18 protein-coding genes and 1 tRNA gene are annotated in these 18,423 nt (G+C 64.2%); 9 read left to right on the top strand and 10 right to left on the bottom strand.

All coding sequences use genetic code 11. From position 1 onward, the window contains the following. Positions 1 to 164: 164 nt before the first annotated feature. Positions 165 to 1,175 carry a DUF7115 domain-containing protein gene (locus ACOZ4H_RS06715; RefSeq protein ID WP_424328556.1) on the bottom strand — a complete coding sequence of 337 codons (1,011 nt, stop codon included), beginning with the start codon at positions 1,173 to 1,175 and terminating at the stop codon, positions 165 to 167. 145 nt (positions 1,176 to 1,320) lie between these two features. Between ACOZ4H_RS06715 and ACOZ4H_RS06710 the strand changes: the two genes are divergently transcribed. Beyond that, positions 1,321 to 1,465: transfer RNA gene (locus ACOZ4H_RS06710), tRNA-Met, on the top strand. Between the two features lie 192 nt (positions 1,466 to 1,657). On the opposite strand, the gene ACOZ4H_RS06705 is transcribed toward ACOZ4H_RS06710, so the two are convergent. Further along, the gene (locus ACOZ4H_RS06705; RefSeq protein WP_424328555.1) at positions 1,658 to 2,248 is read right to left on the bottom strand and encodes a HalX domain-containing protein; all 591 of its coding nucleotides are present in this window, start codon (positions 2,246 to 2,248) and stop codon (positions 1,658 to 1,660) included. A 196-nt stretch (positions 2,249 to 2,444) separates the two neighbouring features. On the opposite strand from ACOZ4H_RS06705, the gene ACOZ4H_RS06700 reads away from it, so the two are divergent. From ACOZ4H_RS06700 to ACOZ4H_RS06685, 4 genes are all read left to right on the top strand, one after another. Further along, positions 2,445 to 2,882: a pyridoxamine 5'-phosphate oxidase family protein gene (locus ACOZ4H_RS06700; RefSeq protein WP_424328554.1), complete on the top strand. Its 438-nt coding sequence runs from the start codon at positions 2,445 to 2,447 to the stop codon at positions 2,880 to 2,882. Between the two features lie 32 nt (positions 2,883 to 2,914). Then, positions 2,915 to 3,325: a hypothetical protein gene (locus tag ACOZ4H_RS06695; RefSeq protein WP_424328553.1), complete on the top strand. Its 411-nt coding sequence runs from the start codon at positions 2,915 to 2,917 to the stop codon at positions 3,323 to 3,325. Positions 3,326 to 3,539: 214 nt separating this feature from the next. Continuing rightward, on the top strand, positions 3,540 to 3,785 hold the full coding sequence (locus ACOZ4H_RS06690; protein ID WP_424328552.1) for a hypothetical protein: 246 nt from the start codon (positions 3,540 to 3,542) through the stop codon (positions 3,783 to 3,785). Between the two features lie 105 nt (positions 3,786 to 3,890). Further along, positions 3,891 to 4,589, top strand: coding sequence for an SDR family NAD(P)-dependent oxidoreductase (locus ACOZ4H_RS06685; protein ID WP_424328551.1), 699 nt, complete (start codon positions 3,891 to 3,893; stop codon positions 4,587 to 4,589). 21 nt (positions 4,590 to 4,610) lie between these two features. Here ACOZ4H_RS06685 and ACOZ4H_RS06680 read toward each other — a convergent pair whose 3' ends face one another. Beyond that, complete coding sequence (locus ACOZ4H_RS06680) at positions 4,611 to 4,862, bottom strand: hypothetical protein (RefSeq protein WP_424328550.1); 252 nt, start codon at positions 4,860 to 4,862, stop codon at positions 4,611 to 4,613. Positions 4,863 to 4,956: 94 nt separating this feature from the next. Here ACOZ4H_RS06680 and ACOZ4H_RS06675 point away from each other — a divergent pair, with 94 nt between their 5' ends. Both ACOZ4H_RS06675 and ACOZ4H_RS06670 read left to right on the top strand, forming a co-directional pair. Continuing rightward, positions 4,957 to 5,193, top strand: a complete 237-nt coding sequence (locus ACOZ4H_RS06675; RefSeq protein WP_424328549.1) for a DUF7576 family protein — start codon at positions 4,957 to 4,959, stop codon at positions 5,191 to 5,193. 48 nt (positions 5,194 to 5,241) lie between these two features. After that, on the top strand, positions 5,242 to 5,892 hold the full coding sequence (locus tag ACOZ4H_RS06670; protein ID WP_424328548.1) for a hypothetical protein: 651 nt from the start codon (positions 5,242 to 5,244) through the stop codon (positions 5,890 to 5,892). Positions 5,893 to 5,922: 30 nt separating this feature from the next. Here ACOZ4H_RS06670 and ACOZ4H_RS06665 read toward each other — a convergent pair whose 3' ends face one another. The 5 genes from ACOZ4H_RS06665 to ACOZ4H_RS06645 form a co-directional block, all read right to left on the bottom strand. After that, positions 5,923 to 7,026 carry a site-2 protease family protein gene (locus tag ACOZ4H_RS06665; RefSeq protein WP_424328547.1) on the bottom strand — a complete coding sequence of 368 codons (1,104 nt, stop codon included), beginning with the start codon at positions 7,024 to 7,026 and terminating at the stop codon, positions 5,923 to 5,925. Positions 7,027 to 7,109: 83 nt separating this feature from the next. Beyond that, on the bottom strand, positions 7,110 to 8,201 hold the full coding sequence (locus ACOZ4H_RS06660) for a segregation/condensation protein A (RefSeq protein WP_424328546.1): 1,092 nt from the start codon (positions 8,199 to 8,201) through the stop codon (positions 7,110 to 7,112). Beyond that, a complete protein-coding gene (gene smc / locus ACOZ4H_RS06655; protein WP_424328545.1) occupies positions 8,194 to 11,787 on the bottom strand; it encodes a chromosome segregation protein SMC in 3,594 nt (1,197 codons plus the stop codon). Before smc ends, ACOZ4H_RS06660 begins: the two co-directional genes overlap by 8 nt. Positions 11,788 to 11,808: 21 nt before the next feature. Next, the gene (locus ACOZ4H_RS06650) at positions 11,809 to 12,108 is read right to left on the bottom strand and encodes a DUF7518 family protein (protein WP_424328544.1); all 300 of its coding nucleotides are present in this window, start codon (positions 12,106 to 12,108) and stop codon (positions 11,809 to 11,811) included. Positions 12,109 to 12,219: 111 nt separating this feature from the next. Continuing rightward, positions 12,220 to 12,966 (bottom strand): DICT sensory domain-containing protein, encoded by a 747-nt coding sequence (locus tag ACOZ4H_RS06645; RefSeq protein WP_424328543.1) that lies wholly within the window; start codon positions 12,964 to 12,966, stop codon positions 12,220 to 12,222. Between the two features lie 130 nt (positions 12,967 to 13,096). Here ACOZ4H_RS06645 and gatB point away from each other — a divergent pair, with 130 nt between their 5' ends. Then, positions 13,097 to 14,614: an Asp-tRNA(Asn)/Glu-tRNA(Gln) amidotransferase subunit GatB gene (gatB, locus tag ACOZ4H_RS06640; RefSeq protein WP_424328542.1), complete on the top strand. Its 1,518-nt coding sequence runs from the start codon at positions 13,097 to 13,099 to the stop codon at positions 14,612 to 14,614. A gap of 54 nt (positions 14,615 to 14,668) precedes the next feature. Here gatB and ACOZ4H_RS06635 read toward each other — a convergent pair whose 3' ends face one another. Continuing rightward, a complete protein-coding gene (locus tag ACOZ4H_RS06635) occupies positions 14,669 to 14,905 on the bottom strand; it encodes a hypothetical protein (RefSeq protein ID WP_424328541.1) in 237 nt (78 codons plus the stop codon). A 211-nt stretch (positions 14,906 to 15,116) separates the two neighbouring features. Further along, a complete protein-coding gene (locus tag ACOZ4H_RS06630; RefSeq protein ID WP_424328540.1) occupies positions 15,117 to 15,665 on the bottom strand; it encodes a hypothetical protein in 549 nt (182 codons plus the stop codon). 215 nt (positions 15,666 to 15,880) lie between these two features. Here ACOZ4H_RS06630 and ACOZ4H_RS06625 point away from each other — a divergent pair, with 215 nt between their 5' ends. After that, entirely contained in the window at positions 15,881 to 18,406 is a 2,526-nt protein-coding gene (locus tag ACOZ4H_RS06625) for a DNA topoisomerase I (protein ID WP_424328539.1), read from the top strand. Positions 18,407 to 18,423 lie beyond the last annotated feature (17 nt).

The raw sequence follows: 18,423 nt of genomic DNA, 5'->3' as shown, positions 1-18,423 counted from the left end.
GCGCGAACGGAGTGGGCGGCCCTCGTTGCTGCGAACGGCGACGGAAGGAGCCGTGGGCAGCGCGATAGCAGGGAGCGGCCCCGGTGGCAGCGAGATCGTGGCTGCGGTCACGACTCGTTAGCCGAGCGGTCCGAAAAGTACGTCTTCAGTCAAAAACAGACGGGTCAGCGGCCCTGGCGGAGTTCTTTGATAAGCTGTTTGATCGTGCGCTCCTGTTTCTGGAGCTGTTCGTTCTGTGCCTCGACAGCGGCGGTCAGTTCGGCGACCTGCGCTTCGAGTTCAGCGATGTCCGGGTCTGCCGAGGTGTCCGGCTCGGCCGAGTCGGTGTCTATGCCGGATGTGTCACTGGATTGTGTCTCCGTTGTGGCTTCGACGGTAGTCCCCTGCTCACTGGTCGCTGCGGTCGCAGCCGGCGTGCTGGTGCTCGCGGATTCAGCTTCAGAATCGTCACCGCCCTCCTCGTCGTTGCTCACAAGCGGGTCGATACCGGATTCGAGACCGAGGCCGTTGCCGGCGTCGTCCGTGCTCTCCTCGGGGTCTGCCCCGACCTTGGCGTTGAGCTCAGCGAGCGAACTGACCTCGTGGTACGCGAAGAGGGATTCTTCGAGGGTTTTTCGGACCATCGGTGCCTGCTCGGACGGTGCTTTGATGCGTTCTGGGCGGTCATTGAACGAGAGCACGACAGCCGTAGCGACGCTGCCTTCCTCGAACTCCAGACCGGTCACGTCGTCGAAGGAGAACGCCTCGTAGTCGGCGTCCCAGGTGACGTTGCCGATGTGCTTGAGCAGCTGGCGGTCGGTAACGACCAGCGTGAGTTCGCTGAATCGGAACACGCCGGCGATGGTCTCGTCGGCGGCGATCCCCCCCGAGACGGTTAGCTTCCCTTCGAGCAGCCGTTCGAGGACGGCGTCGCCGCGGCTGCCAGGGACAGACAGTTCGAGCTTCTCGCTGGTGTATATGAGCGAGAACTTGGTCTTGCGTCGGCCTTCCGAAACGGTGAGCCGTTCGAAGTCGTGCGGATAGCTGGCGACCTTCTCGTCGCTGAGAAGGCCCTCGCCGCGGTAGACGAGCGTCCGGGTGGGTGTGAAACAGGCCGCGTCTTCGTCGCCGAGGTTGACACCGCCCCGGATCTCCTCGTCCCCGAGTTCCTGCTGGACGAGGTCTGGTATCTCCATACTGCCTGCATACCTGCGTGGTGGCTTAAATCCGCGGGTCGATTATCAGCGCCGACTAGAAGCGCACAGCGTGGGACTGCACCACAGTCCCGGTGGAGATGAGAACCTTCAAGACGGCTAACGGCCAACGGCTGAATGCACCCGCGCCCGGGTGGCTTAGCTGGACATAGCGCCGCACTCATAGGGTCTCTCGACTCATGCGGCAGTGCACCCGTCATGACCCCGGGGCGCTCGTCACGCCCCAGACCTGGGCCATGCGGAGATCGAGGGTTCGGAGCCCTCCCCGGGCATTTTCCGAATCACATCGCACCAGCCAGCAGTATCACCGGTCCGCACCCGGACAAACAGTACGTGACTAACCGAGCAGTGCTGCACCGAGCGAGCGGACTGCATCCTCGCCGAGTCACGCCTGAACGATGTCGCGTTTGTTACGACTGTTCGGAGGCTCACACGGTAGTTTCGAAGGAGCAGAATTGTCAGGATCAGCCCGATGAGAGGCCGCCGCCGGGGAACTGCTGAAACACGGCTTCGAAGTCGTCAATCTCTGCGGCCGTGGAGTCGGCTTTTTTACGGAGTTCTTCGAACCGCTCGTTAACGGTCTGGTATTCGGTGCTCGCTTCGAGTTGCGATGTGTTCTTCTGGGTTTCCAGGGTCGCCTTCTTCGAGGCCACCGCGAAGTACTCCTGAACCTGGTCGTCGTACGTGGTCCGGACGAGCATCTCCGAGACAGTGTCGAGGAGGTCCTCGCGGCTGACCGGCTTCGTCAGGTACTCGTCGAATGGCATCTCGACGATGTCGAAGTCAGGGTCGACGGCCGTCACCATCACCACTGCTGGGTCGATACCCTGTTCCGCGATGGTATCGAGGACCTCGTCACCACTCATGTCGGGCATCTGGCGGTCCAGAAAGACGACGTCGACGGACGCGTCGACTAACTGGAGCGCTTCCGTACCGCTGTGTGCGGTCCGAACGTCGTGTGCGGTCAGCAGCCACGTCGAATACAGATCCGCGATGTCTTGCTCGTCGTCGACTACGAGAACCGTTGCCCCTTCTGTCTCGACACTCTCTTTCATTTGTTGACCCTCCTGTCGGCCCACGTACTGCTCTCACTGTGATTTTCCCGAACAGTAAAATAAACCTAGCCAGCGGATTATCGACTCTGAGAATACTATGGTTGGATGGTTGACCGTTCTGCTGTGTGTCTGTTCTGTCACTGCCCAGTGACTCATCCCAGAGCTGTTAACATAGCGGCGACCGTACGCTGTGTGTATGGTGACCGTCTCCGGACCGTGGACGCGCGAGGAGATGGAACAGTTTCTCGATGCCGAAACTGTGCCACTCCGTCTCGGGTGCCGAACGCCCGCAGACAAGCCCTGGATGCTCTCGCTCTGGTATCGGTTCGTAGACGGTGCCTTCGAGTGTGCGACTGGAGCGGACGCGGCCGTTGTCGACTACCTCGACTATGACGACGCCGTGTCGTTCGAAGTCTCGACGAACGAGCCGCCGTACTGCGGCGTCAGGGGCAACGGAACAGCAACGATGACAGCGGACGACGACAAGACAGTGCTCACTGAGTTGTTGCACCGCTATCTCGGCGGAACCGACTCGCCGCTAGCCGAACGACTGCTCGCACCCGACCGCCGCGAGATACAGATTACGATCACGCCCGACCGTCTCCACACCTGGGACTACAGCAACCGGATGTAACAGCCTAGATAATGGGACCCACAGACTCAGCCATGGACACCGACCCGACAGACATCAAATCAATCGCGATAAGCGCGACCGACCTCGTCTCAGCCGTCGAAGCGACTGCGGACGGATCAGAGACCGTGTTACGTGTCACACCGCCGTTCAGCGGCCGGATGCGAGCGCGCCTCCACGTCGTCCAGCCCGACGACGACGATGGAACGATTCACATCGAGCCCGACTCGCTGCTGACCGCGGACGCACCGCCGTATCCGACGCCCGATGACACCGCCGACGAACTCCGGGACTCGGACGACGAGACGTACTCGGTGGAGCGCCATCGGCCCTACCACGAGCAACGACTCGCCGAGTGGCGGGAGTCGCTTCCGGACCACGTCGTCGATAGCACGACACTAAGCGATACAGAACACGACGTAACCGTGTCACTACTCGGTCCGTAATCATGCGTGCGCACCGAACAGAGATGTCAGCTAGAATTGAATTGGTACATCCACTCACACAAGAGCTACGCCGCCAATAAAACGTCTAAGCGACGCTCAGCCGATAGTGAAACGAACTAGTAGAAAACTGCTATGCGTGAAACGATGCGAAACGGGCGGAAACCTCTAGAGGTTATAAGATATCTCCAGTAGAAGCCGGGGATAGGTCCCCCACATGTCAAGTTCGTCCGCATACGAATTACTCGCCCAGTTTGATGAGTTCCTGCCTGAGTTCGACGAGTCACTCGTCCCCGCCGTTCGAGGTATCGCGTTCTGGACAGCAATCGCGCTCCCGTTTCTGTATCTCCCGCTGCTGATTACCGGTCTGAACTCCGGGGCGACGCGGGTCGCGTTCGTCGCGCTCGTCGTCTTCAACGCCGTGACACTGTTTATCGGCCACGCACACAGAGGAAACGACTGAAACGGAACCCTGCAGTGCCGGTCACCACCGTGGATATTGCGGCCCTCCACTCCGCATTGCCGCTGTGACCATACTTTCATCCACCCGGTAGCCGTTCGTGTGCGTATGTCACGGACAGCAGTTATCGCAGGTGTCGGTCCGGGCCTCGGGGAGTCACTGGCCAAAACGTTCGTCGACGAAGGCTGTCAGGTCGGCCTGTTCGCCCGGTCGGCGTCATATCTGGAGTCACTGTCGGCGGAACTCGGCGACGACGCGCTCGCGGTACAGACCGATATCACCAGTCCGGAGCAAGTAGCGGCAGGCTTCGAGCAGGTTCGGGACGAGTTTGGTCCCGTCGACGTGCTCGTGAACCACGCCAGCGGCGGCGCGTGGAAAGGCACGCAGGAAATTACCTACGACGAGTTCCAGCACGCACTTGCCGTCGGTCCAGCAGGCGGGCTGGCCTGTTCGCAGGAAGCCGTCGACGACATGCTGGCCGGCGACGGCGGGACAATCATCTTCACCGGTGCGACGTCTGCCATCCGCGGCCGCGACGGCGCGGTCGGATTCAGCGCCGCCAAGTTCGCCGTGCGCGGGCTGGCCGAATCGATGGCCCGAGAACTCGGACCCGAGGGCATCCACGTCGCCCACGTCGTCATCGACGGCCAGATTCTCCCGTCGAGCGCCGCGGACGCAGTCGACCGCGACGCGGAATCGTATCTCGATCCGGACGAGATCGCCCAGTCGTACTGGCATCTCGTCGAACAGGACCGCTCGGCGTGGACGCTGGAACTCGATCTCCGTCCCCACGTCGAGACGTTCTGAGCGCCTCGGCTCCGATGCCGGCTATTCTTCGAGGAGATCGACCCACTCTCTGAGCGGCCCCCGAATACCGTCGACTGAGATCGTCACGTCGCCGTCGAACCGCCACGTCGCTTGCGGGGAGTCCGAACCGAACCGCATTGGAACGGAGACCGACAGGTCATCGGCCGTGACGTGGAGCGCCTCGTCGCGGTCGACCGTCTCGTCGAGCAACCGTTCAACGGCCAGGCGGAGCTGTTCCGGGTCCGGGTCTGGAAGGTCCGTGGATTGACTCATACCTGTGGCTTGGAACCGAGGCTACCTCCGTGTTGCGTCGAACCGGTCGGTTTGACCCCGCTATTTACGGGTGTGTGGGCCTCAGACGGTTTCGATGGAGCTGGAAACGCCGTACGCCCTCGGGGGGACCTACTACGTCGAGACGGTGTCCGTGGGAAAGCGGACGGACGACGAGACGGTGCGCGATTGCGTTGTCTGTGGCGGCCACGTGTACGCCGACGACTGGCATCTCGTCGTCGGGATCCTGGATACAGACGGCGGTCGACAGCGCCACCACCACTGTAGCGACGACTGCCTGACCGAGTGGCTCAAGCTCATGACAGCTGCCTGAGCGGCGGTGAGTCCGCGGAGTCTTGACGGTGGAACCCGTCGGGAAGATATGGACGAGCGTACGGGCGTGTTCAGGGTCTACCGCGTCGTCGAAGCGGTCCCACACATCAACCTATTCGACACCGACGCGACGCGGCTCTACACCGTGTACCAGTCCGGCTACGGCGAGCGACAGCCGGCAGTCGACGACCTCAGAACGGGTGACCTCGTCGAGGCGACACTCGGCGGGGATCCCGACGACTCGGAGGAAGCCTGGTCGCTGCTTTCGTTCGAGCGCCGCGACCGTGTCGCGATGGACTTTGCAGTGGATGCCGAAGTCCCCGAAGTGGCGGCCGACCTCTGGGAACCGGGTCTCGAACGGCCGGCAAGCGCCGTGCTCGAAGAGGACGGCGAACCGGTCGCAGAGTGTTTCGTGCAGCCGCGCGCACCGCTGCCCGGCGGCGCGTTCGTCCCGAGCGTGCTCACTGGCCTCGTGCCGATGGAGTCGCTGCTGACCGAACTCCCCGGTATCGGTGAACCGCCGACAGATGCGCTCTTTCTCGACCCCGATGCGCCCGATGCCGACTCGTACTCCCGACCCTACGGCGTCGCCGTGCTGTTCACCGCTGGCGCTGAGGACCTACTCACTGAGTTCCGGGAGCGATACGATCTCCCTGCCGACGCCGACAACAGACCCGAGTACGATCCGTACGGGCTGTGAGGGGTCGGAAGGGCGGTCCACCGGAAGCCACTACATCGTGATGACGAGCGGCACCGGAACGAAACAGAGCATGCCCAGAACGAACGTGACCAGGCCGATAGCCCAGCGGCCCGGCCCCAGCGGTGTCTCATCCAGCGGCGTCGCCGACCCGAGCCGACCGAACACCAGCGCGAGGACCCCCCAGAACGCCCACAGTCCGGCCGCTCGGCCCCCCTCGAAGACGACGAGGTAGCCCGCGAGCCCGAACAGGGCGACGGGGACGGCTAGCTGGACCAGCGACAGTCGGTCGCCGAACAGCGACCGGGCGACGTGCGCGCCGTCGAGTTGGCCGACCGGCAGGAGGTTCAGGAAGGTCACGAACGCCCCTACCCAGCCGCCGATGACGACCGGGTTCGGGAGGAGCTGCGGGTTCGCGTACTCCAGCTGTTCACCCATGACTGCGGCGATACCCTGCAACAGGAGCGGATAGCCGAGTTCGATGTTCGTGACGATGCCGCGTGTCACCTCCACCGGCGGGAGCGTCACGCCGATTGCGGTCACGACCACCGTCGCGACGAGGCCCGCCAGCGGGCCGGCGACGCCGATGTCGAACAGCGCCTTCCGGTCGGGGATGTGGTCGTTCATGCTGATGACCGCACCCAGCGTCCCGAGCACGTTTGGGAACGGCAGGAAGTACGGCAGGCTCGCCTCAACCTCGTGGTAGCGGCTCATGATGTAGTGGCCGAACTCGTGAATCGCAAGGATCCCCAGTGCGGCGGCGGCGAAGGGCCACGCCTTGAGCAGCGCTGTCGGATCTTCGAGAACAGACAGCCCATACCAGCGGGTCCCGGCGTACAGCGTCGATAACAGCGTCAGGACGGCGAGCCCGACGTTCAGCCACGGGATTCCGTCGACGCCGAGCGACCGCTCCCGTGCGATCAGCACCCACTCACCCATCTCCCGTTTGAGCGCGACGCGGTACCCGCGCTGACGGAACGCCGGCGCAATGCTGTGGATGACCTGTTCGGACTCGGTCACCGGCTCGCCGTAATACCGGACGCCGTCTTCGGCGGTCCTATCGATCTCGTACACATGGAACGTGTCTGCGAGCGCTTCCGGATCCGGTAACTCCGGCGGCGAGGACTGGGTCGCCATTACTCACGTTTAGGGTTCGACCCGTTTGAACCTGTTTGCTGGCCCACTGCGCGCACGGAGAGCCGTGACCACAGCTGAACCAGTCAGTCCGCGACGGCCTCGTCCGATCCGGTCGCGGCGCCGGGGTCCTGAATCCAGAGGTCGCCGAAAAGGTCGTCCTGCTGGAGGCGGACCTGGCCGCGATGGGCAAGAAAGAGCAGTCCGAGGAACGTCTCGACGCGGGTCCCGCCGGCGGTGTCGACCTCGCGGTACAGCACCTCCTCGCGGCCCTGGTCGTACTGCTCGCGGACGGCGTCGTGTACGTCGGCGATGATGTCGTCGATGTTCTCGGCGTGGGCCGTCCCGGTCACGTCGGCAGCCGACGGCTCCTCGTCCAGTCGCATGTCGTCGGCCCCGCGGTAATCCAGTTCCTGCGTCCCGCGGTCGTACCCGCTCGGGGAGTCGCTGGTGTCGTATTCCCGGGACTCCTTCCACCACGATTCCCGCTCGGCGTCGCGGAGGTCCCGAACGAGTTCGTCGAGCGTTTGTGGCATCCCACGGGCACGCCGGCGTTCGAGCCGACGGTCCATCTCCGACTCCAGCGCGGCGAAGGGGTCCGGTTCCTCGATGGGGGCATCCTCGCTCATCGCCTGCTCCCACGGCTCGACCGGGTCCTCCTCGTCGTTGCCCTCGCCGAGCATCGCGTCGCTTTTCATCCGGATGAGGACGCTCGCGTAGAACAGCGCCCGGCCCGACGTGCGCAGGTCCGCGTCGTCGATGCGCTGGAGGAACTTGTCGGTGACCCGCACCACGTCGATGTCCCACGGGTCGATTTCGCCGTCGTCGGCAAGCTGGACTAGTACCTCGACCGGTTCGACGTCCTCGTCGTCGCTGTCGTCGTCGGTAGCGTCCGCACCTGTAGGTTCGGCTTGCTCCGGGCTGTCATCGTCCGCACCGTCGGACTCACCCAGCAGCGCCGCCGCGTCACCCGACTCGCCGGGCGGGTCACGGTCCTCATGGCCAGTGATGTTCAGCGGGATGTCATCTGCATCGTCTCGCGGGTCACTGCGCTCGCGGGTCACATTCGCTCCCCGCTCGCTACCCCGAGGCGCTTCCTCCGGGCGCGCCTCGCCCTCCCCGCTCGACTGTGCCGAGGAGCCTCCGTCGCGCTGCTCCGTCGGCTCCTCGTTAGTCATCGGCTGGCACCTCCTCGTCACCGTCGTCTGCGCCCTCACCGCTGAGGTCGATGCCGGTCACGGCGCTCACGTTGTCGCCCTGCATCATCACGCCGATGGCCCGCTCGGACCGCTCCAGCATGGCCGAGCGGTGCGAGACGACGACGAACTGGGCGTCGCCGGCGAGTTCGTCGACCAGTTCGCCGACGAGGTCGGCGTTGGCCGCGTCGAGGAAGGCATCGACCTCGTCGAGCGCGTAGAACGGCGCGGGGTTGTGCCGCTGGATGGCGAAAATAAAGGCCAGCGCCGTCAGCGACTTCTCGCCGCCGGACATCGCGTTCAGCCGCTGAATCGGCTTGTCGCCCGGCTGGGCCTTCATCGTCAGCCCGCCCTCGAAGGGGTCGTCCTCGTCTTCGAGGTGAAGGTGGCCGGTACCGTTCGAGAGCCGCTCGAAGATGTTCTGGAACTGGTCGTTGATCTCCGTGAACGACGCCATGAACGTCTCCTTCTTGCGCGCCTCGTAGGTGTCGATGCGCTCCCGGATGCCGTCGGCCTCCTCGACCAGCGTCGCCTTCTTGTCTTCGAGTTCCTGCAGGTCGTCGTTGACCCGGTCGTACTCTTCGATGGCGCGCATGTTGACCGGCTCTAGTTTCTCCATCTCCGTCTCCAGTCGGTCGATCTCCTGCTCGACCGTGTCGTGATCGGGCACGTCCTCGGGGTCGTAGTCGCCGACCTGCGCTTCGAGTTCGTCGATCTCCCACTCCAGGCGCTCCTTGGTCTCCTGCTCGGATTCGAGATCCCGCTCGATCTCGGAGACCGCGGCCTGTTGCTCGTCCCGGGCCTCCTTAGCCTCCTGCAGGTCGGCTTTCAGGTCCTCCCGCTCGGACTTGAGTTCGGCCAGCTCTTCTTCGAGGTCGGCGACGGCCTGCTCCTTCTCGGCTTTCAGCTCCTGTTTCTCGGCGACCTTCGCTTCGAAGTCGTCGATACGCTCCTCGTGTTCCGCCTTGCGGTTCTGGGCCGCCTCGATGTCGTCGTGGAGGTCCTCGATGGCCTCCTCGGCGTACTGCTTCTCGAGTTCGTACTCGTTGAGTTCGGCGTCGAGTTCGTCCTGTCGGTCTTCGAGCGCGTCGATGTCGTCCTTGATCGATTCGCGCTGGTCGGTCAGGTCGGGAAGTTCGGAGTCCTCGACCTCGGCTTCGAGATCGTCGATGTCGCTCTGGAGCGCGTCGATCTCCTCGGTCTTCGATTCGATATCGGCCTCCAGTTCGTCCATCTGGTCGGCGACCTCCTCGCGCTCCGCGGAGATCTCTTCGAGGTCGGCTTCCAGTTGCTCGATGCGGTCACGCGTGTCTTCGAGGGCAGTCTGCTTGCGCTCGATGCTCGTCTCGATGTCGCGGAGCTGCTCGGTCGCGTCGGACTCGCGGTCGCGGGCGTCGTCGAGGCGCTCCTCCACGTCCCGGAGGTCCTCACGCACGTCCGCACGCTCGTCTTCGAGTTCGTTGATGCGCGTGGCGACCCGTTCGAGCTTGCCAGCGCCGCCCGAAAAGGAGTAGCGCGTACCCGAGGACGAACCCCCGGTCATCGCCCCGGACTTCTCGACGAGGTCGCCGTCGAGCGTGACCATCCGGTAGTCGCCCATCAGGTCGCGGGCGGTGTCCATGCTGTCGACGACGACGGTATCACCGAGCACATACGAGAAGATGCCCGCGTACTCGCGGTCGAAGTCCACGAGGTTGTACGCGAAGTCGATGACGCCGTCGGCACTGGGCAGCGACCCCAGCGACCGGTTCTGCATCTGCGTGATCGGCAGGAACGTCGCTCGGCCGGCGCTGCGTGATTTGAGGTACTCGATACAGCGCTGACCGACGCTGTCGTCGTCGACGACGACGTGTGCGAGCCGCCCGCCAGCCGCCGTCTCACAGGCCGTGGCGTACTCGGGGTCAACGCCACCCAGTTGGCCGACGGTACCGTGAACGCCGTCCTGACCGGCGTTGAGAATCGCTGTCACGGCACGCCCGTACGAGGAGTCCCCGTCCTCGCCGGCCTTCGCCTCTAGCTGAGCGTACTCCTGCTGTTTCGCGCTGATTTCGTCTTCGAGTTCGTCGAGGTCAGACTGGAGTTCGCGCTTCTCGGACCGCAGGTCGTCGACGACCTCGCCGATGGTCGCCTTGTTCTGCTTTGCTTTCTCCAGTTCCGTCTGCAAGTCCTCGATGTCGGCTTCGAGGTCGGGAATCTCGGCTTCCGCGTCTTCGATGGCTTCGCGCTTCTCGTCCTCGGCGTTCGAGCGCCGCCGGGCCTCGTCGAGCAGGCGGTCCTGTTCGCGCTGGAGGTCGTTCTTCTCGCTTTTGAGCGTCTCCAGCCGCGAGCGCTTCTCCTCCAGTTCGTCCTTGACCTCCTGGAACTCCTCGCCGACCTCGTCGATGCGCTGCTGGACCTCGGCGAGTTCGGACTCCTTCTCGGCGATGTCGGCTTTGACGTTGGACTTGGCGACCTTCGTCTCGCGGATGTCACTTTCGAGGTCGTCGATGGTCTCCTGCTTGCGGTCGATCTGGACGAACGCCTGCCGGCGCTCGTTCTCGGCGGCCTCGACGGTCTCCTCGGCTGACTCGATCTTGTCCTCCAGCCGGGAGATGTCGCCTTTGATTTCCTCGATCTCGCGCTTGATGGCGAGCTGTTCGTCCTCGCCCTTGCGCTCGATCTCCTGATTGAGTTCGTGGAGTTCGTCTTCCAGCCGGATGACTGCGCCCTGACGCTCGTCGAGCTCCGTCTGGAGCTCCGTGAGTTCGGTTTCGAGCTCGTCGATGGTTTCCTCGACGGCCGCCAGTTCCTCGCGCTTGTCTTCCAGTTCCGCGGCCTTGCGGTAGCCCTCGTACTCCTCTTTCTCGTCGCGGAGGTCCTGATACTTGAGCGCCGTCTCGCGCTCGTCTTCGAGCTGGTCGAGGCGGTCCTGTTTCTCTTCGATGCGGAGTTCAGCCTCGTCGATGCGCTCTTGCACGACCTCCAGCTCGTCGAAGGCGTCGGCCTTCTTCGCGTCGAACTGGGCGACGCCGGCGATCTCGTCGATGATCTCCCGGCGGGAGCCGGCGGTCATGTTGATGATCTCGGTCACGTCGCCCTGCATGACCACGTTGTACCCCTCCGGGGTCACGCCGGCCTGGGCGAGCAGGTCCTGAATGTCCGAGAGGTTGACCGAGCGCCCGTTGATGTAGTAGTACGAGTAGTAGTTGTCCTCGGTCTCTTTGACCCGGCGCTTGATGGCGATTTCGTCCACGTCGCCCACGTCCTCCGTGCCGGCGGCGTTGACGACCTGTGAACGTGACAGCGTCCGGTCGTCGTTGGCCAGAATTACCTCGACGCTGGCCTGGCGTTCGCCGTCGTACTCGGCGTCTTCGTCGGCGTGGCCGGGGTTGTAGATGAGGTCAGTGAGTTTCTCGGCGCGGATACCCGAGGTGCGAGCGAGTCCGAGCGCGAACAAAATTGCGTCGATGATGTTGGACTTGCCCGAGCCGTTCGGGCCGCTGATGGTAGTGAAATCTTCGTAAAACGGGATTCGGGTCTTACGCCCGAAGCTCTTGAAGTTGTCGAGGACGAGCTCTTTGATATGCATGCGGTGGTGTGGCCGACAGCCCTACGCGACGATGATGTCGGACTCCGAGTCCTCTTCGGTCTCGGTCTCCGACGCGGCCTCGGTTTCCTCCCTGTTATCAACCTCGTCGGTATCCTCGGTGTTAGGTGTGTCGGCCTCCGCTGGGGTGGCCGGTTCCTCCGAGTCGGGGTCCTCGGCGCTGAATCCGTTGTCCTCATCGACACTGGCTTCGAGTTCCCGGATACGGACCTTGCATTCGACGAGTTCGTCGGTCAGTCCCTCGACCGACGCTTCCAGTTCTCTGACGCGCGTTTCGAGTTCCTCGACTCGGTTGCCGCACATACCCGTTACCCATCCATTCTGGACACTTATACCTACGTCAGACATTGGCAGTCCGACTGATACATCGTGTTAGATTACCGGGGGGAACAAAGCACGGACCGCACGAGAGAGTCACGTTGAGTAGCGGTTCTGGAGGTACGTCGAGATCTCCTCGACGCGGTCGGCGTCGAAGGTCCAGGAGCCGCGCCACTGGCTGGGGCCTGTCCGCTCCGCGAGGAGTGCCCCCTTCATATCGGCCTCACAGTCCGTGTTGACGACGAACCAGGACTCCCGCAGTTCGTCACTCGGTTCGGTATGGACGGTAGCCTCGGGCAATTCGGAGTCCCGGTCCGAGATGCCGTACAGGTGAACGTCGGTGTCACTGTCGGCCAGTCGGTCGTACACGCGCCGGGTCCCGCGCTCGTCGTTGATACGGGAGAGGTACTGAAATCCGGCATGCAGCGTGTTACGTTCCGCCTGCCACCCGAGCGACTCGACGTGTCGGGAAAGTTCGATGAGCAGCATCTTCTGCTTGCCCGTGACGGTAAACGGGACCTCGTCGAGATGCCGCAACACCGCCGGCGTGTCCACCTCGTCGATAGACCGGGTTCCAGTGACGTACAGGTCAGAATTGACGAGCAACACGGACGCACCGATCTCGCTGATCGACGAAACAGCCAGCTCCGTACCGTCTTCGTCCTCGACAACGACGGCGTTGTCGGGAGCTTCTGCCGATATCTCGCCGGTCTGAACGTCGACCGCCGGCGAATCCACCATCCGTGTGAGCATCCGCACCAGCGGTTCGGGTTCGTCGTCGTTGAACACTGTGAGCGTCTTCTGGCGCACCGGAACCGTCTCAATGAACGTCGAGAGCGCCACACTGTCTCACACAGGGTTATCTATATTGAAAGTGGTGGGGCCGTTATCGGCAGTGAATATCGGACTGGCTGGGCGAGTAGCCGCGGGCGGGGTCGTTAGCCTTTAGCCACGCGCCACCGAACCTCGGACAATGACTGCGCAAGCGTCCGAATCCCGCGAGCTCGCGGCCGTCATCGGGCTGGAGGTCCACGTCCAGCTCGAGACGGAGACGAAGATCTTCTGTGGCTGTTCGACCGACGTGGCCGACGCCGAACCCAACACCCACACCTGCCCGGTGTGTCTGGGCCTGCCCGGCGCGCTCCCCGTGGTCAACGAGGGAGCCGTCGAGGCCGCTGTGAAGGTCGGCAAGGCCATCGACGCCGATATCCCCGAGGAAACCACGTTCCACCGGAAGAACTACTACTACCCCGACCTCCCGAAGAACTTCCAGATCACCCAGTACGACTCGCCCATCTGCCAGGACGGGGAACTGGAGTTCTCCGTCGAGAGCGAGCGCCGCAGCGTCGACATCCGCCGGGCGCACCTCGAAGAGGACCCCGGTTCCATCAAGCACGTCCGTGAGGGCTCCGGCCCGCTGGAGTCCAGGACCTGTTCCATCGAGCGCGCGGACTACACGCTCATCGACTACAACCGCGCCGGGACGCCGCTGATGGAGATCGTCACCGAGCCGGACTTCCGCGCGCCGGGCGAGGTCCGGTCCTTCCTCGAAAAACTCGAAGAAGTCCTCGAATACCTGGGCGTGTTCGACGCGACGCGGGACGGAAGCCTCCGCATCGACGCGAACCTCTCGATGGTCGAGGCGAGCGAGGTAGACGACGCCGGCGACATCGACGAGTCCGTGCTCGAAGACGCCAACCGCACCGAGGTCAAGAACATCTCCAGTCACAAGGGCGCGGAGCAGGCGCTTTCCTTCGAAGCCTCCCGCCAGCGAAAGCTCATCCAGTCGGGCCGCGCCGTCGAGCAGGAGACCCGCCACTTCAACGAAACGCACGGCAACACGGTGTCGATGCGTTCGAAAGAAGAGGAGAAGGACTACCGCTACTTCCGGGAGGCCGACCTGCCGCCGCTTCGGGTCAGCCACTGGAAGGACGAGGTCCCGATTCCGGAACTGCCCGACGCCCGCCGCCAGCGGTTCGTCGAGGAGTACGGTCTCAGCGAGGAGGCCGCGTCGAAGCTCACGAGCACGAAGCAGGTCGCGGACTTCTTCGAGGACGTGGCCGAGCGCTTCGACGCCGACCTGGCCGCGACGTGGGTCGCTGACAACCTGCTTGGCGAACTGAACTACCGAGACATGGCTATCACCGACATCGACGACCGCTTCGACGAGGTGACCCGGCTCGTGGAACTCGTCGCCGAGGACGAGATCACGGCGAAAAACGCCCGCGAGACAGTGCTTCGGGAGATGCTCGACACCGACGACGGCCCCGATACGATTGTCGACCGCGAAGGCCTGGGCAAGACCTCCGGCGACGAGGTCCAGCAGGCTGTCGCGGAAGCCATCGACGAGAACCCCGACGCCGTCGAGGACTACCACAGTGGCGAGGGCGGCGCAATCAACTTCCTCGTCGGGCAGGTCATGCAAAAGACCGGCGGGAGCGCCGACCCCGGCGACGTGAACGGGTTGTTGCGCGAGGAACTGGAGAGCTAAATAGGTCCTCTCTTCTCCTGGACCGACGGGGATTCTGTCACGCTGCCGTCGGCGCTACGGCCAGTCGTCCGGAAGTTCGTCGGCGTGGTTCTCAAGCAGTTCGAGCATCGGTTCGATTTCGTCGAACCGCTCGCCTCGTGACACTTCGTCGGCGTCTCTATCCCAGTTGATGTACGCTAAACTGGCCAGACGTGGCAGGTCGTCGTGGCGGAGTTCGGTTTCAGTACTCCTGGCCCCGGCGCTTCTGGGCAGAAAGTCGACGATCGGCCGTGGACTACTTTGTTTCAACATGAATAGAATCATTCTACGGCGACGGGTAAACAACGCCTCAAACACCCGGTCCATCCCTGTGTCCCATATCGCGTCCGGGATAGAGGTTTCCATCCTGTAACAAGAGACACACTACTGATAATAAATGTCACGATACCGCCGCTCCCTTGCCGAGTTGGTCCTGAATGTCACAGGTGTGTTTAAGCTGGGACCCGTCCCGATAGCCGCTGTGCTACGACTCGCTCGATGCGTTCGATCCAGCGGTCTCACGTCGGTCGTCCGGAATGATAGCGGGGTCTTTCCACAGTAGCGTCACGAAGATCGCAGCAGCGAGCGTTTCGAGCGTTTTGATAGCGGATTCGGTCGGTTCCGTGTTGAAATGGTCCAGGATCAGCAGGGCGGTGCTCCCGCCGTGGTGGTGTCCGTTGCCGCCGGACGACGGCGCGGAGAACCCCTCGACGAGGAAGGCACCGTGCCCAGTGGCGTGCCAGAACACCCAGCCGGCGATGGATGCGACCATGAGGACTGTCCCGGCAATGTAGGCGTTGCGCAGGCCGATGACGCCACGAGTGATGAGATACGGGCCGGCGAGCAACACCGCGGCGAAGGCGACGAACAGGAACGGGCGAGGGTCCGGCGGGAGCCCCCGTCCGAAGAGTCCCTCAATCGCCTGCGCGTAGATGATGCTTCGCGGGAGTCCCCACCAGAGGTGAAACGCCGCCGTCGCGAAGACGAGTGCAGCGGCGGTTCCGCGGAGGAGTTTGGTCGTCCGACGGTTCATACCGACGGTCGGGGCGGCAGTGGCAAGAGTGCGTCGAAAGGGTGGGTTCCGCCGGAGCCGGTCCCGACCCGGCCGGAGTAGTAAGGGCTACCTTCGCGCGAGCGCGAGCGGCCCCGCAAGCGCCCGCACACCCGCGCTGTCGGCCGATTTTCCCGAAAGCCTTTAGAACACCTGACTCCGTAGCGACGGGTAATGACAGAGACAGGTGGTGTCCGATGCGGCTGATTATCACCGAGAAGGACAACGCCGCTCGCCGCATCGCGGAGATCCTCTCGGAAGGGGGGGCGTCCGCGAGCCGGCGGAACGGCGTCAACGTCTATCGGTGGGGGAACACCCGCGTGGTCGGCCTCTCCGGGCACGTCGTCGGGGTCGACTTCCCCGAGGAGTACAACGACTGGCGCGACGTTGAGCCGGTCGAACTCATCGACGCAGACGTGACCAAGGAACCGACGCAGGAGAACATCGTCACGACGCTCAAAGAACTGGCCCGCGAGGCCGACGAGGCCACCATCGCGACAGACTACGACCGCGAGGGGGAGCTCATCGGCAAGGAGGCCTACGAGCTCATCCGCGAGGAGACCGACGCGCCCGTCGACCGCGTGCGCTTCTCCTCGATCACCGAGCGGGAGGTCCGGGACGCCTTCGCCAACCCCGACGACATCGACTTCGACCTGGCGGCCGCGGGTGAGGCCCGCCAGATTATCGACCTCGTGTGGGGCGCGGCGCTCACTCGCTTTCTCTCGCTGTCGGCCCGGCAGTTGGGCGACGATTTCATCTCCGTGGGGCGGGTCCAGTCGCCGACGCTGAAGCTCATCGTCGACCGCGAGCGCGAGATCCAGGCCTTCGACCCCGAGGACTACTGGGAGATCTTCGCCGACCTCCAGAAGAACGGCTCGGGCTTCGAGGCCCAGTACTTTTACGACGACGACGGGAAAGAGGCCGAGCGGGTCTGGGTTGAGGACGACGCCGACGACGCCTACGCCGACCTGACGAGCGTCGACGCGGCGACGGTGACGAGCGTCCGCCGCCGGACCCGCACCGACAGCCCGCCGACGCCGTTCAACACCACCGCCTTCATCTCCGCCGCGAGTTCGCTGGGCTACTCCGCCCAGCAGGCGATGTCCATCGCCGAGGAGCTGTACACCACCGGCTACATCACCTACCCCCGGACCGACAACACGGTCTACCCGGACGACCTCGAAGAGGACGCCCTGCTCGACGAGTTCGTCGGTGCCGGCCACTTCGGCGAGGACGCCGAGAAGCTGCTGGAGCAAGACGACATCACCGCGACCGAAGGCGACGAGGAGACCACCGACCACCCGCCCATTCACCCGACCGGCGAGATTCCGCCGAAGGTCGACCTCTCGGACGACGAGTGGGAGATCTACGAACTGGTCGTCCGGCGGTTCTTCGCGACGGTCGCCGAGGCCGCCACGTGGGAGCACCTCCGCGTCGTCGCCGAGGCCGGCGGCCGCTCGCTGAAGGCCAACGGCAAGCGTCTGGTCGAACCGGGCTACCACGAGGTGTATCCCTACTCCAGCGCCAGCGAGAACCACGTCCCCGACGTGGAGGAAGGCGAGGAACTGGCCATCTCCGAGGTGCGGATGGAAGCCAAGCAGACCCAGCCGCCCCGCCGCTACGGCCAGTCGCGGCTCATCCAGACGATGGAGGACAAGGGGTTGGGGACGAAGTCGACCCGTCACAACTCCATCGAGAAACTGTACGACCGCGGGTACATAGAGGGTGACCCGCCCCGCCCGACGACGCTGGCGATGGCCGTCGTCGAGGCCGCCGAGGAGTTCGCCGACCACGTCGTCAGCGACGAGATGACCGCCCAGTTAGAGGCGGACATGACCGCCATCGCCAACGGCGAGGCGACGCTCGACGACGTGGCCGACGAGTCCCGCGAGATGCTCAAGCGCGTCTTCGAGGAGCTGCGGGACTCCCGCGAGGAGATCGGCGAGCACCTCCAGGAGTCGCTGAAGGCCGACAAGACGCTCGGCCCCTGTCCCAAGTGCGGTGAAGACATGCTGGTCCGGCGCTCGCGCCAGGGATCGTACTTCGTCGGCTGTGACGGCTTCCCCGAGTGTCGCAACACGCTTCCGCTGCCGTCGACGGGCGAGCCGCAGGTGCTCGAAGAGCACTGCGAGGAACACGACATGCACCACGTCAAGATGCTCGCCGGCCGGGACACCTTCGTCCACGGCTGTCCCCGCTGTGAGGCCGAGAAGGCCGACGAGAGCGAGGACGAGGTCATCGGGCCGTGTCCCGAGTGTGGCGTTGCTCCGGCGGAGCAACGAGGCGAAGGCGGCGAAGCCGCCGAAGCGGAGGGTGGCGAACTCGCCATCAAACACCTCCGTTCGGGCTCCCGGCTGGTCGGCTGTACGCGCTACCCCGACTGCGACTACTCGCTGCCGCTGCCCCGCAACGGCGATATCTCGGTGACCGAGGCGTTCTGCGAGGAGCACGACCTGCCCGAACTGGTCATCGACGCCGACAGCGACGACCCCTGGGAACTTGGCTGTCCCATCTGCAACTACGAGGAGTATCAGGCCCGCACCGCCGTCGAAGACCTAGAGGACCTGAACGGCATCGGCTCGGCGACCGCGGAGAAGCTCGCCGACGCCGGGGTGGACTCGCTGGCGGCGCTCCGGGAGGCCGACCCCGACATCGTCGCCACCGAGGTGCAGGGTGTCAGCGCCACGCAGGTCCGGGAGTGGCAGGACGAACTGGAAGCCTGAGATCCGGGCCGACGTGC

It is taken from the genome of Haloarcula amylolytica, from assembly GCF_049705545.1.
Taxonomy (GTDB): Archaea; Halobacteriota; Halobacteria; order Halobacteriales; family Haloarculaceae; genus Haloarcula; species Haloarcula amylolytica_B.
The sequence above is the reverse complement of the archived record's forward strand: the minus strand, read 5'-3'. Positions and strand labels throughout refer to the sequence as shown.